A 15,046-nucleotide genomic window follows, 5' to 3' on the forward strand; every position below is an offset into this window, starting at 1 on the left:
AATTTTTTAAGAGGAGGAAAACAGATGAATAAACAAAAGATTAAGAGATTAGGTTCCATTGTTCTTGCAAGTTCGTTAGTCTTTAGTCCCATTGCTCCATCAATCCATGCTGCACCTAATCCTGCTAAAACTGAGGTTTCTACTGGTAGAACAGAGCTAAACAAAATTACAGGTGTTACTACTCTAAACCCAATTCCTGCACGAGTTGACAATGCAAGTACAGTCCTGCTAAGTGGTACTGTTGTTATCGATGGTCCTAAACTAGAGCTGAAAGTAAATGGGAAAGTTGTAAATGCAAAAACTACAAAGGTTACTGATAAGCTTTGGACATTTGAATATGTACATCAATTAAATCCGGAAAATCTTTCTCAAAAGAAGGATGAGCAAATCAATATTGAGGCTACTACAGTTTACCAGAATGGAAAAAATGCAGGTGCCTTTCACACTGGTGCACCCCCAGTTAGCAAGATTGTTGATTTAACTCCACCTGATATTACCTTTAATGACTATAATACAGATTGGACCAATCAAAGCATAACCGTATTTGCTAGTATTAATGAAGAAGGCACGCTTAATGCAGAGAGCCATACTTTTGAGGAAAACGGCAGCTTTACATTTACTTCTACTGATTTAGCTGGTAATACATCTGAGAGAACAGTGACGATTGGGAATATTGATAAGGAAACCCCTACAGCTGAAGTAACATATTCAACAACTTCTCCAATCAATACAGATATTGTTGCAACCCTTCATGCTAACGAAGAGGTCACTTATACGAATATTGATGAATTACCAGAAACGATTCTCTTTGACGGTGAGGCTGAGACTCTTACATTTACAGAGAACGGCAGCTTTGAGTTGAAATTTGTTGATAGAGCCGGAAACCCAGGGTCTGTGTTTGTATCGGTTGAAAATATTGATAAAACAGCTCCAGTTGGTTCACTTACTTATTCTTTTACTGATTGGACGAATGAAGATGTAACAGTAACAGTAAAAATGACTGAACCAGTTGATTTTACAAATCTTGAAGATTTACCAGAAACTGTTATTTTTGAAGAATTAAATGATTTAACATGCAATCTTACTTTTTCAGAAAATGAAAATGTCACTTTAGAGTTTAAGGATCTTGCCGGTAACACAGCCGAGGTAGAAATAAATGTAGCAAACATTGATAAAGTCGCTCCTACGGCTGAAGTAAATTATTCAACTACAAATCCTACAAATCAAGACGTGGTTGTTACAATCAAGCCAAGTGAAGAGGTCACAATCCTTAATAATGAGGGTTCTCCTAGTATTACCTTTACTGAAAACGGCGAGTTTGAGTTTCTCTTTGTTGATAGAGCGGGAAACACTGGGACTGCTAAAGTGAGTGTGCAGAATATTGATAAGGTTGCTCCCGTTATCACGATAAGTGAGTATTCAGCAGAATGGACAAACCAGGATATCACGGTTACTGCCAGCATGGATGAAGAGGGTACACTTAATGCAATAAGTCATACATTCACAGTAAACGGCAGCTTTGAATTCGTAGCGACAGACCTTGCAGGCAATGTTACTAGACATACTGTCCAAATTACCAACATTGATAAAGTAGCTCCTGAGATTACAGTTAAACCTTATAATACTGACTGGACGAACCAAGATGTTACCGTTGAGGTTAGCATGAATGAAGAAGGTACACTCAATACACAAAGCCATACCTTCTCCGGTAATGACACATTTACCTTCATTGCAACAGACCGTGCGGGTAATGTAACCGAGCTTCGAGTTACCATTACAAATATTGATAAGGTTGCACCTGAGATTACTGTAGGGGATTATATTAAGAGCCCAACTAATCAAGATATTACGATATCAGTAAGCATGAACGAACCTGGTAAACTTAATGAAGAAAGTTATACTTTTACAGAAAATGGAGAATTTGAATTCATTGCTACGGACCGTGCAGGAAATGTAACCAAGAAGCTAGTTAAAATTACAAACATCGATAAGATTGCACCAATTATCACTGTGTTTAGTTACAACACTTCACCGACAAACCAGGATGTGGTTGTAAAAGCTGAAACCAATGAAGGAACTCTTAATGTAACAAGTCATACATTCACAGAAAATGGATCTTTTGACTTTATTGCAACCGATGAGGCTGGAAATGAAACTGTAGAAACGATTACCATTACCAATATTGATAAAACAGCTCCAGTAATTACAGTAAATCCTTACAATACAGATCCAACAAATGAAGATGTGCTTGTTACGGTCGTGACCAATGAAGGAACCTTAAATACAACTAGCTATACTTTTGAACAAAATGGTGAATTTACATTTATGGCAACAGACACGGCAGGAAATGTAACGAAAGTAAAAGTTATTATTTCTAATATCGATAAAACACCACCTGAAGTAACTAATGTGATCAACGGGTTTGCCTATAATACCAACGTTGCCCCTGCCTTCAATGAAGGGACAGCTACATTAAATGGAGATACATTTACTTCTGGTACAACCGTTTCTACTGAAGGCAACTATACTTTAGTGGTGACCGATGCAGTGGGAAATGGTACAACTGTTAGCTTTACGATTGATAAAACGGCTCCAGTAGTGAGTGGTGTAGTAAATAACCAATATACAAAAGAAGGCGTTACACCTACATTTAACGAAGGAACAGCGACTTTGAATGGAAACACATTCATCTCAGGCACAATTGTCTCTACTGAAGGAACATATACAATTATTGTAAGAGACGTAGCAGGAAATGAAACAACTGTTACTTTTACGATTGATAAAACAGCTCCAAGTTTAACAAATGTGAAAGCCTCAACCATTCAGGGTCAGACTAAAACCACAACCGTTTCAGGAGGATTCGCTGAGCCAGGGGCAACTATTAATGTTTACCTAAAAAATACTGATGGATTAAAGGGTGAGTCTCTAGGAAGCACCACCGTCAACCAAGACGGCAGTTTCAGTATTCAACTTAGTAAATTACTAAGTACTAATACAGATTTAATTGTAACCGCTACTGATAAAGCTAATAATACATCACTTGATGTTACTGTTACCGTTAATAAGTAAGTTTACTACTTTAATGATCTGATCAGACCGCAGGGACGGAAAAAAGAAGTAACAGCTCGTTGAGTTGTTACTTCTTTTTGTAGTTTCAAATCATATATAGTTTTGTGAAATTATTCTCCCTCACCGATATTAACCGCTTCAAGCCGAGCCGAGGGGATGGTTTTAAGAATGGACCGTATAGGTTACTAAACCTTTTGCATTTGCATAAAGTGCGGCTTGTGTCCTATCGGTTAACCCCAGCTTCGCTAGTATTTGACTTACATGTTTTTTTACAGTGTACTCAGTGATATACAAGGCCAGGGATATATCTTTATTTGAATGCCCTTTACCTAGTTCGATTAATACTTCTTTTTCCTTCGGGGTTAACTGTTCAATATGTTTATCTTCATCTATTGAGTCACCTGATCTCATAACTAAATCCAGTACGCCCGGGTCATAATATTTCCTTCCTTTACCTATAATTCGTAAGGCATGGATTAGTTCTTCGGGGAAAGCTTCTTTTAATACATAGCCATCTACACCAATTTCCTTCGCTCGTATAAAATCTTCCTCTTCCGTTGAAGAAGTCAGTACAACAAATTTACAAGTAATGCCTTGCTTTCTTGCATTCGTTATTAGATCCAAACCCGATTCATTTCCTAATCGAAGATCCACTAAAGCTAGATCAGGCTTTGACGAACAAAAAAGATCCATTGCTTCCCTGCTATTCGTTGCTTCTCCCAAAACCTCCATCGATTCGTTTAAAGTAAGCACCGATGCTAATCCTTTTCTAACTAAAGGATGATCGTCAACAATAACAATCCTCATTATCCAGACACCTCCTGAGCCTCTTGCATTTTTAAGGCAGGAATTTCTATTTGGATCCCAGTTCCTGCACCAGTTATCCCCTTTATTGAAAGGGTTCCAGCAAATGATCCTACAATATTTTTCATATTTACCAGACCAATTCCTTTTTCTTTCTTATTTCCTTCAAAAGTTGAATCAATCCCAATGCCATCATCCTGAATGATTAATACGGTTTTCTCTTCTAATAAAGATAAATGCAGATCAATCACACTACACTCACCATGACGAACGGCATTCCCGCAGGCTTCACAAATCACTCGATAGAGTGCCTGCTTTAATCTGTCTGTAATGCAGGTTTCATCACCAAAAATTTGATAATTAATTTTTATATCATTTAATTCGGCATATTCATCTAAATATTTTTTTAGACGGACAAGAAACGGTTTCTCCCCTTTCTTTACCGAACTTAGTTGGTATATAGCTGAACGTAGTTCTTTGATTGTGGTATTTGCGGACTGTGAAAGGAATCGATACTCTTGATTCAATTCTTCCTCTGTCAGCTCTTGGCCTTTTACCTGTAAGCTATGCAACGCATAAACAATACCAAACAGCCTTTGTGAAACACTGTCATGTATTTCATTCGCGATACGATTCTGCTCTTCAATAATAATCATTTGATCCATCATCTGATCCATATGTATCCTCTCAAGCATGATTTCACTAAGCTCTGCCAAATACTCAAAGGGGCGTTTTAGCAAAAATGGATTATTCTCATCATTAATATCGGAAACCTTTACACCAATAACTCCAACATGATTGGAGCTTCTAATCGTTTTCATTAAATAGGAAACACTGCCGATAGTATAGGAAAACGTTCCTCTTTTCAGCCGAATATTGTTCCAATTTTCCATGATTTTCGTCTCTAATTTCTTATTGTCTGTTACACATTCGAAAGAGCTATTCTGATGATTAAGATCTGTTAGCCAAAAGAATGCCTCTTCACTCTGGGTACATTTCACTAAAGATGCCGTTATTTCTTTAGTCAACAACTTCGTGCTCTTATTTGAATGAAAATTCTCCATAAGGTGGTAAAGCGACATCACATGCTCTAATGTTTGTTGATACTTTTGATTCGTTTCAGTAAGGTTATTATTTACCTCTACAAGTTTCTCTTGCTGTTCTTTTAGCAGTAAGGATTTTGAATGTAATTCTTTCGTTAGTCCTGAGAACAGTCTTACAAGCAATGTTGTTAGCAAACAGACCAGATAAAAATAAGACTTTCCTTCTACAATCAATCCAATTTTGTCAATCTGATAGAATTGATAGGCAATAATCGTTGCACTGCTAAGGTAAAAGGCTAATGCCCCCCAACAAAATAAAGAGGTTAGAAAGCTTGCAGCTACCAGAACGGGATTAAGAGCATACCAAATAAAGGGACTTGAAATTCCTCCTGTTGGAATGAGCAGCAAAGTCAATCCGATGATTTCAGCTAGCACGGTTGATTTTAAAATAGTATTATTCTTAAAATACTTTCTTTGCAAATCCGTAATAATCAAAGCTGCTACACCTAAGGAAACAACCACTCCTACTTTAAAATAAAAGGGTGATTGTGGGCCTAGCAAATAAAAGAAAGATGTTAATAATAAGGAAATATAACGAAAAACAAACACTAGATTCACAATGCTAGATGGACCTCTTCTTATGAAATGAAAAATCCTATTAACCTCTTGCATATGCCTTATCATTTCTTGATTTCTTTTCAGTTTCTGTCATTTTATTCGTTTCATAGGTATACAAATAATCCCCATCAACTATAAAATATACAGTGCTTTCTTCTTTATGGTCTTTGGAGGAAAAAATCGGAAGTTCCTTTTCATCAGCAATTTTTATGACTGATTTAAAGGAATCAAGGATAAAAATTGATTTTTGGACGATGTTTATTTTCTGCGAAACGGAAATAATTCTGCTTGAATACTTTTTATTGATAATTTCTGTTTCTGATAGGATAGGTATCCTTCGGCCCGTTTTTCTACTTTTAATAACAAAAAGGATTAGTAATAATGAGAAAACCGATAATAAGGTACAAATGATTCGTAATAAAATGAAAGGTAACTCTTGGCCAAAAAAATGAAAGGTATTCGCCATAACTTGTGAGGAAGTAAATGAGGTCATGGTTGTAAAGCTTTTTTCGCTAGCCAGTAAAATTTCTTCAAATGAAAATTGGAAAATAAGTCTGTCTTGCAGCTGAAAAGCCTTTTCCACCCCAGAATCATTAATCGTTCCTTGAATATTTGGAAGTATTTCAAGTGTATATTGATTTGGCCTTATTCCTGTCTCGTCTTCTACCTGCAGGATAAACGATTTAACTTGTTCAAGATCAATCTTATATGTATGATCCATTACTGATAGTTCTGTGCCTTTTTGCTCGAATTCTTGTTTTTGCTCTAAGGGGAATATTCTCTCCCAAAGCTCATCCGCTTTGATGATTAACTCCACTTCATGGGTACCCTTTGCCATAACGATTCTCTCAGAACTTATCGTAGATTTTAAGTTGAATGGTATCGCCGATGTAATTTTTTTGAAAATTTTCTCCCCAATATCAACTGTTCCTCCATTTGGATAAAGGACATTTGGTGTAATCGTTGCCTGGTAATCATAGCTAGTCTCAATTATCGAAGTGTTATCATTAACTTCAATAGTAGTTGTTGATGGCTGTAAAAAAAAGTATATGGCTGCAGCCGTGAATAGTATTGGCAGTGCTGCAAGAACATAAAAAAGTTTTCCATTGCCTCTTTTAAACACTTTCAATAAGCCTCCCATCAATTTACCTCACCTCACTTATAGTTCACTCATTTGTTCTGGTATAGTGGATTTTATTTCAGCACGACCACCATTCCACCTGACCTTTATTTGGACCATTTCCCATGCTGCATCCTTTAGATCACCCGTAATAGTAATATCTTTTACTCCGCCTGGAAGGATAGGAAAAGTATCCATTTCTTCTGCTAAATTAATCTTTTCGGCAAAATGATTTAGAATCTCAATGCTTTCAATTTCCAGGGTATTCCCAGTATTATTTGTCAGTGTAATCATATTACTTTTTTGATACGATATAGCAATTAGTGCCTTTTCTTCAGAGACAATAGATAATTCTGCCTCGTTCCTTATTTCAGCAGTTGAAAAACTATTGGTATGAATAAGGAGCAAAGATATGGATGAAATAATAACGAATAAAGAAAGAATTAACTTCAACTACTTCTCCTCCTGACCTATAAAAAAAACCTAATTAAATTGAACAATTTGTCCAAATTTAATCAGGCCGGTTGCACCAATAACTCCATACGTCCAAGGTGCCCAGATACAGGACGTATTTCACAGTTTCCTTACAATTATTTACTTACACTGTCTATTATAACGAACAAAATCTGAAAATTTTGTTAGTTATTGGTACCCTGTCGTTTATATTTTTGTATATATTTGTATATATTTGTCGTTTTCTAGAATGATAGAACCAAAAAAAGGAAGGAATGGTGGCGATGCCACTATTCCTTCCTTTTAATATATTCTACTTATTTTGCTTCAGACTCAACAATGATAGATCCTAGTAATGCTTGTTGTGAAACTGTAACTCCGCTTGGAAGGCTGATTTTCACTGCCACGTTTCTAATATTTTGCATACCAGAATTAGTTTCTGGGGTTACATTATCAAACACTAATGCTTGGCCTTGTGTTCCCCAAGTAGGATCTAAACCTGTTCTTGGATTATGTGATGTTCCAAATGTAATATATTGTGCATATACACCAGTTGCTTTAACAGTTACTTTCACTGTTTCAGCTGATTTGTTTCTTACAGTAAATATATGGTTCCATTGGTATTCGCTATTAGGCTGTAGACCGTGGAATTCTGCTGCGCCCGTTCCGCCATTAATACCTTTACCAAATTGGAAGAAAAGCTCGCCGTCCTTCATAACCGTTGTCTTATCTTTTGATCCAATCTTATTTTCCCATGACCAAGGTGCATCCGCTTGAAGAGTTACTAGCGCGGAATCCGTATTAACAATTTTCAACTCGGAAGCATTTGTTACCGTGGCCTTGTTGTAAGACATGGCTGCCATCACACTTGAGATGGCCAGCAGAAACACTACCATTATTAATCCTTTTTTCATTTTCATTTTCTTATCCTCCTTTAATTTGTCAGGCCTGATTAGCCAGGTTGATACTCTTAGTATAGGAGGTTTTTCATTTCGTTTCGTCACTCGCAAGTATGCATTTTTCCGATCGTTTGTCTACTCTTATAAGCTACTTTTTACTATCCCTATGGTCTCCTTTTTGCCCCCTATTCTTCTACTCTTTGTTTTAAAAGGTATACTTTTGTACCAGGTGAATTCTACTTTAGAAGGCTTTTTCTACAGGGTATATACAATAAAATAAGGGGGAGGAGGAATTTCATGAATGTGCTATCCAAAATTTTCAATGTCATACTAGCTGTTGTCGTCTTATGTTCATTTATTGCTGCAGTTGGTTCAGCTATTACCAAAAAACCTGTACTACTCACGGTCATCCGATCGAATAGTATGTACCCCGTTTGGGAACGCGGGGACATGGTGATTATTGATAACCTTAATCCAGATGAGAATATTTCTAATCGGGATATTGTATTTTTTAAAGCAGAAAAAGGAAGTCTCGCAACCAAGGGTTGGATTGCACATCGTGTAATAAGTGGAAATCCGGAGGAAGGCTTCATTACGAAAGGCGATGCAAATGATTATTCAGACCAGGAATCGGATGATACTGGCCCAATTGATCGAAAATGGATTGCTGGAAGAGCCTTTGAAATAGGAGATACCCCCATTGTTTTAAAGAAAATAGGATACCTATCCTTATGGATGGAAAAATATCAAAGCAATCCCTTACTATTACCAGGCTTTGCATTAATACTTGGGATTATTATTGCAATTGGAGAATTAAAGCCCAGTAAAAAACGCAAAAGGAAAAATAAAGGAATGGAGTTATCTCTTATTTATTTTACTGGCGGATTAACGATCTCCATAATGCTGGGCAGTACAATGCTTTCGTCTGGCCATACATTAAATCAGGTGTATGAAGTATCTGAACAAAGCCAGGGTGTCTTAATCGGGAGTGATGTCGGCATCCTTAAGGTTGGCGAATCCATTTCTCGGCCTTTGTCTGAAATAAAAAATGAGGGCTTCTTTCCATTAATAGGGGCAATTACTACTAATGATAAGCAAATTCAATTAAGTCATAAAAAAGTGTCCCTACCACAAGGACAGCAAATCAACGCTACCTATACCGTCCATGCTGAAGATCCTGGTAAATATAAAGCAACGATAAAAGTAGGATTATTTTATCCATTATTACCTGCATCATTCATCTACTTCCTAGCCCAGAAAAGTTATTGGCTCGCATTAATCGTTGTATCGATAATCCCTGGACTACCATTAATGATTTACCCACTAATTGACGGAAAAATGAGAAGAAAAACAATAAATATCCTTAAAAAGAAAAAAAGAAAACTACAGGGTATTCTGCACCTCTAAAAACAAAGGGGACGGTTTTGGTGGCTCTTTTCCAACTGCGAAATGATCCACCAGAACCGTTCCCCCAGTTTCAGGCCTAGTCTCTACTGCAAGTGGAACTCTAGATACTAGAAAAGTTGGAACTATTACTGTTTCTTCGCTTTAAGCCATCGCAGATTTGATAAATGCTCCAAGCATCTTTAAGCAATGAGGTTCTTTTAATAGTATTAAACAATATACTCTATTAGTTAAACTACACCAGCAAACTTTAGAAGATCTGCCATTCTAAAATTCCCATCCTTCCCCAGCGTTGGCACCCAACAGGGATTCTGACTCAGGAATGACATCTTATCTCCTTGGAGCAAGCCAATCAATACTTCCGCGACAATCCTGCTGCCAACTGGGCCCAACATTCTTCCATCGGCTTTAACTTGGGCTTCCCGAAGGATATAGAACCACAATGGTGTGCTTCGATCAAACCCCAATTGTGCGACATCGTTCAAATCACTGCGATCAAGCGGTTTTATAGACATTACTTTGGCAACAGACTGCCCAGATGGCAAACCAAATGTCAGATTCCTCAAGAGGTTTCGTTGTGCAAGTGAACTTGGGTCAGAAACAAATGGTAAATCGAACAGCGGACTGGATAATATGGTATCAATTTTCTTACCCTGCTGGGGGGTGCCGGTACCGGTGTTGAAAAAGTTACCCCATTGAACAAAGCGTCTAGGCGCACGTTTGCCTCCGCGCAAGTCATTCGGGTCTGGATTAGCAAGATCTAGACTGGAATCAAATATGGGGGCTATAAATTTATCATTTACCTGGTAAAATGGTCTGACCTGGCTGTGGCCAAATCGGAAGGCTGCGACAGCAAACTCTACAGGAATAAATGGTTTGTTTCGCCATTTGTAGAACTTGCGGCCTTTTTCAAGAATGTTGTCAACCAGTGGTTTTCCCACAATATGGGGCAAGTACTCATTGAGTATAATCCATTGGTAATGCCAACGGACAAGACGCTGTGCTTCGGAAAATACCTGGTCGGGAGCAGTGACTCCGTCCGCTTTTACAAAATCGACAACCGCATTGTGGAACTTCAGGAATGCCAGGTGAAGCTGGCCAATGATCATATTCTCATCATTTCTTGGATCATTTGTAAGCGCAGTATTTTGACTGTTTCTAGGTATATCGTTTGGAGAATTCCCATCAAGAGATACCCTCTCTACGAGGAACTTAATGCCTCCCTGTTTAAAGTCATATAAATAGGGATTGACAATTGGTCCCCCTCCGTAAACATGGTCCAGTTCTAGTGCGGGGGTCCGAAAGTTTTCCACTGCTTCCGGGTTGTTCTGTTGTTCAAGGTTGGATGTTGGATCGAAGGTTATATCGTGGTCAATAAATTGACCGAAAAATGTAAAACCTGCTAGAATATTGGGGTTGTCCAGGTTGTTAGCCGGCTGGTCCATAATCGCTCCCGCTCCCTTTTTCCCAATCTCCAACAATGCCATTCTGACCTTTTCGGTGTCTTGGGCAAAAGGTGGAAGAAATGGGAATAGCCTGCCGAATTTACCGCTGTCATAAAATTTTGACCTAAGGATATTTATAGCCCTGAGCCAAAACTCTTTAAAAAATATCATATCTTTTCCCTCCTTTACTATTGCAGTACATTATAGTAAATTCAAACTATTAACTACATGTACAGGCTTAAGCGGAAAGGTTACTAATTTCTATTAATTTTTATTTGGAGTTTGGAATGATTTTTCCTTCTACAACAACAATGTTGCACGAACGTTGACAACAAAAAAGGCTGCCCCAAAGTAATAACTTTGGGGCAGCCTTTTTTATATATCTCAGAATAGTAATGTTTTTAAGACCTGTTTTAGATAAATCTAACCTGGGTTTGGACTTGATTTTATTTCTTATTTCCCGCCTTCATAATAACATCATAATTATACTCAGCACTTCCACCCTTACCAGGAGCAGGTGCATAAGTAACCATCATGACGACTTTAGAGTATTGAGCGCTCCGTAACATATCACGTAGATCTACCTTATCACTTTCACTCATATTCAGTAGGTCAGGGAACTTTATAACTTTGACATGATTGTCCTTCCCCTTTGCAATGCCTTTCTTATATCCAATAAACTGAACTTGGTAATCAACATATTCTTGTGTTGCTTGTTCTAAACTCTTGAAACCATCAGTCGATTTCATGGCATCAACCAGAACGTCATTTACCTTCAGATTTGATACATACCAACCTGCTTCGTTAGAGGCCCAGTCTGTCATATAACGGAAGGCTACAAGTACTTTTTGACCAGAGTATTGAGAAAGGTCAAAACTCTCGGTTGTCCATCCATTTGAGCTTCCAGTAAAGCCTGGTAGATTTTGTTTGATTTTTGGATATCCATTGGCATCAATTACATCAGTTGTATGACTATTTGCTAAAGAAGTCCATGTTTCACCATTATCTGTTGATACTTGAACAACACCAAAATCCCAATTTTCTTCTATATCATATTTTGTATCAAATGATAGAGTTGGGTTGGTATTACCTGTAAGATCAATCTCTTTAATCAAGAAGTTATCGGCTTCATCCCCTTGATTCCCCCATAGAACTTCACCTTTCACTGGATCCGTTTTTGTTGTCCAATTGGTACCAAGGAAATCAATCCCTTTAAAATATAGATGATCTATCTTTTTGTCAGGAGTAATCACTTTGAAATCCGTTCCCCACGCTGGCGAAACGCTCGCTAACTTTGCTGCTGCTTCGACATTAGGGTTGAGGTCAATGGTATTAAAATTATAGGTTTTACTATCTCCTTGATATTTTCCATCTACCATAACTGCTGTCAAGAAATCTTGGTATACGGCATTAAAGTCTCTCTTACTACCCATTTCTTCTAGAACCGCATTAATACTATTGATACCTTGTAATTGATTTTTAAATTCCTTCTGAATAAATTCCTGTCCAAATTGTTCGAATAAATATAGTTGGAATAGATAGGCAGTTCCATAGTCTCCTAGAATTTGAAGATCAGACTGATCTCCCCATTGCGTTAAGGAGTTCTTCAGGTTATTCATAAAGAAGTTAACATGAGAATCTGAATGACCGTATCCAACAAGATACTGAGCAAAATCAGCTAGTCCTTCATTGATAAAGTTTTCCTCTGCACTATCACTGTCATTGTGAAGCAAGTGCTGGAACTCATGAGCAAAAGTCCCCTCATACAAGAAAGGTCTTGCGGCATTTGGACCAGTCCGGTTTTTCCAATCAAAACTGTCAATTGTCATAACATTTCGATCAGAGAAATCACTAATGGTCGATGAAAAGTACCCGGCAATATAACTAGGATAATTCGGATTATCGTAATTTGCATCTTTAATGTTATCAACTAGGATAACAACTCGTCCTGATTCATCCTGATATTCAGGTAAAACACCTTGTTCTCCCTTTCTTTCAGCAGGGGCACCAAAAAATGCTACCTCTTGTTCATACATTTTTGTATCAAATTCATTTAAAAGATAGTTTACTTGTTCATCAGTTACGATAGATTTCCCGTCTGCATTCCTTGGATCCCCTGCAGGATAGGAAAGATTATTGGCCACCCATACCTCTCCATACTTACCTACACCTTTGAGAGTAAAAGGTGTTAATCTATACTGTCCAGTTCTATCATCATTTGTAACCCACCGCACAACCTTCCCTACATCAATTGCAGTTACTGATGCCGCTCCGGCTTGTCCACTTTCTGCTGAATCTTCTCCATTTACATCATACCCGCTAAAATCAACTCTTCCCTCTCTTAATACCTCTTCTACCGTTTCAGACCGAAAATCTGAACCTACCTCCTGCACAACCGGATCGGGGTTGTACCCTTTGACCTTTGCACCTACTCCGGCAGGGAGTAACATACTGCCTACTAGAGCAGTAGTAGATAAAACGGATAATAATTTTTTCGACTTCTTCATTGTCGTCCTCCTTATATAGTAAAATATGTATTGCTTAATAATATTACAAGAAGTAGTCAGAATATTTTGTAATAATTAGTCTGTTAATTTCTTTTTTTATCGATTAAATTTTGTATTTTTTGACAATAATCTCAAACCAAATTGCGTTTTCAAAAGAACCGAGGGGACGGTGCGGTTGAGCGTAGTTCGATAAGGCAAGAGACCGGCCCATGTTTCTGTTGGCAAATGAGACCTCGCCATTTAAGAATCGGATCAGAGATCAAATCCGCAGATAGAATGATGATTTAGGCAGATAGAACATCGAAAAAGGCAGATAGAGCCATCAAATCCGCAGATAAGATAAACTTCGGAAGACCCAAAGCACTAAATGTTCATGATATTCAACTATTCATCAAAATAAATAACAAATATTGGAAACCGAACCCTAGAGCAAGGTAAAAGTGGGAGGAAGAGGATGCAACCAATTTAAAGAATACTTTTTTGAATGTTCTAACTGATAAGTTACTTGAAGCTGCAAAAGAGGTTTTTTGGTTAAAAATGGAATGATGAAGAATGCTGGACAGTAAAATTGAATAAGGGATGAAAAAAATAGGAAATGAGCTTCATAGCGGATAGACTCACGGGGAATCTTAAACGAGGAGAAGTGTCACGGGGACAGGTCTCCTGGTTTTTAATCGGTTAAGTCTCCTGCAGCAACAAAAAATGCCACTAGAACCGTATCCATGGATTATCTGCTGCTTAATGGGAAATTCTATGGTTAGCGAAACATTTACATTATTTTCGATTTTAGAAAGGAGAGGAATGGATGGATTCAATATGGCTGGAGTATGGCTGGGCCTTGCTGGTTCTTATTGGATTAGAAGGCCTATTATCGGCGGACAATGCCCTTGTGCTAGCAGTTATTGCCAAGCACTTACCCGAAGATGAGAAAAAAAGAGCGATAAATTACGGAATCATTATGGCCTTCGTTTTCAGATTTGCAGCACTTTTTGCTATTTCATTTATTGCAAATGTTTGGCAGATACAGGCAATAGGAGCGGCCTATCTTCTTTATCTCGGATTAAAGCATGTCATTCAGGCACGGTTCGGAAAAGATAATAAGAATATACATAAAGACGACGAACAGGAATCCAGAGGAAAAGGTTTCTGGCCCACTACAGGGAAAATTGCATTAGCTGACCTCGCGTTTGCCATTGATTCGATACTAGCTGCGGTTGCCCTTGCCCTCGGCCTTCCAGATTCACCGCTCGATGATTTCGGCGGGATGGATGGTGGACAGTTCATTGTTGTTGTTCTTGGAGGTATAGCTGGACTGATCTTGATTAAATTTGCAGCCACCTGGTTCGTACAGCTTCTTGATAAACGTCCGGCATTAGAAACAACCGCCTATGCCATTGTTGCCTGGGTCGGCGTCAAACTTGCCGTCATAACCCTAGCCCATGAAGATATCGGAATCTTAGATCATGATTTCCCCCACGGTACAACTTGGACTCTAATTTTCTATGGAGTACTAGTCGCTATCGCCCTAATTGGTTGGTTTGCACCTGGAAAAAAATAAACGCCAAGGGGACGGTTTTCCTGGTTCAAAATCTTGTTGCCAGCAAAAAGCCAGTAAAACCGTCCCCGTGGTTTAAGACTCTTGTTTCGCTTTTCCAATCGGAATCCCATATTTTAAGAGCTTTTA

Annotated in this window: 10 protein-coding genes and 1 riboswitch; of the genes, 3 read left to right on the forward strand and 7 right to left on the reverse strand. The window is 38.1% G+C overall.

The genetic code is table 11. The features are described 5' to 3' along the window. Nucleotides 1–24: 24 nt before the first annotated feature. Nucleotides 25–3,069: an Ig-like domain-containing protein gene (locus tag NSS81_RS09410; RefSeq protein ID WP_342433239.1), complete on the forward strand. Its 3,045-nt coding sequence runs from the start codon at nt 25–27 to the stop codon at nt 3,067–3,069. Between the two features lie 162 nt (nt 3,070–3,231). Here the strand turns inward: NSS81_RS09410 and NSS81_RS09415 are convergent, their stop codons facing one another. The 5 genes from NSS81_RS09415 to NSS81_RS09435 all read right to left on the reverse strand — a co-directional run bounded on the left by NSS81_RS09415 (nt 3,232) and on the right by NSS81_RS09435 (nt 8,027). Next, a complete protein-coding gene (locus NSS81_RS09415) occupies nt 3,232–3,876 on the reverse strand; it encodes a response regulator transcription factor (protein ID WP_342433240.1) in 645 nt (214 codons plus the stop codon). After that, complete coding sequence (locus NSS81_RS09420) at nt 3,876–5,534, reverse strand: ATP-binding protein (protein WP_342433241.1); 1,659 nt, start codon at nt 5,532–5,534, stop codon at nt 3,876–3,878. The genes NSS81_RS09415 and NSS81_RS09420 overlap by 1 nt, the downstream gene beginning before the upstream one ends. A gap of 40 nt (nt 5,535–5,574) precedes the next feature. Beyond that, nucleotides 5,575–6,657, reverse strand: a complete 1,083-nt coding sequence (locus NSS81_RS09425; RefSeq protein WP_342433986.1) for a DUF5305 family protein — start codon at nt 6,655–6,657, stop codon at nt 5,575–5,577. 36 nt (nt 6,658–6,693) lie between these two features. After that, nucleotides 6,694–7,107 (reverse strand): hypothetical protein, encoded by a 414-nt coding sequence (locus tag NSS81_RS09430; protein ID WP_342433242.1) that lies wholly within the window; start codon nt 7,105–7,107, stop codon nt 6,694–6,696. 59 nt (nt 7,108–7,166) lie between these two features. Next, a riboswitch (cyclic di-GMP riboswitch) is annotated at nt 7,167–7,247 on the reverse strand. Nucleotides 7,248–7,424: 177 nt separating this feature from the next. After that, entirely contained in the window at nt 7,425–8,027 is a 603-nt protein-coding gene (locus NSS81_RS09435; protein ID WP_342433243.1) for a hypothetical protein, read from the reverse strand. A gap of 276 nt (nt 8,028–8,303) precedes the next feature. Here NSS81_RS09435 and NSS81_RS09440 point away from each other — a divergent pair, with 276 nt between their 5' ends. Next, complete coding sequence (locus NSS81_RS09440; RefSeq protein ID WP_342433244.1) at nt 8,304–9,413, forward strand: signal peptidase I; 1,110 nt, start codon at nt 8,304–8,306, stop codon at nt 9,411–9,413. Between the two features lie 227 nt (nt 9,414–9,640). Here the strand turns inward: NSS81_RS09440 and NSS81_RS09445 are convergent, their stop codons facing one another. Continuing rightward, nucleotides 9,641–11,026: a heme peroxidase family protein gene (locus tag NSS81_RS09445; protein WP_342433245.1), complete on the reverse strand. Its 1,386-nt coding sequence runs from the start codon at nt 11,024–11,026 to the stop codon at nt 9,641–9,643. A 275-nt stretch (nt 11,027–11,301) separates the two neighbouring features. After that, entirely contained in the window at nt 11,302–13,362 is a 2,061-nt protein-coding gene (locus NSS81_RS09450) for a choice-of-anchor J domain-containing protein (protein WP_342433246.1), read from the reverse strand. 805 nt (nt 13,363–14,167) lie between these two features. On the opposite strand from NSS81_RS09450, the gene NSS81_RS09455 reads away from it, so the two are divergent. Continuing rightward, nucleotides 14,168–14,920 (forward strand): TerC family protein, encoded by a 753-nt coding sequence (locus NSS81_RS09455; protein ID WP_342433247.1) that lies wholly within the window; start codon nt 14,168–14,170, stop codon nt 14,918–14,920. Nucleotides 14,921–15,046 lie beyond the last annotated feature (126 nt).

Origin of the sequence: Neobacillus sp. FSL H8-0543, from assembly GCF_038592905.1 — a bacterium.
Classification (GTDB): domain Bacteria; phylum Bacillota; class Bacilli; order Bacillales; family Cytobacillaceae; genus Neobacillus.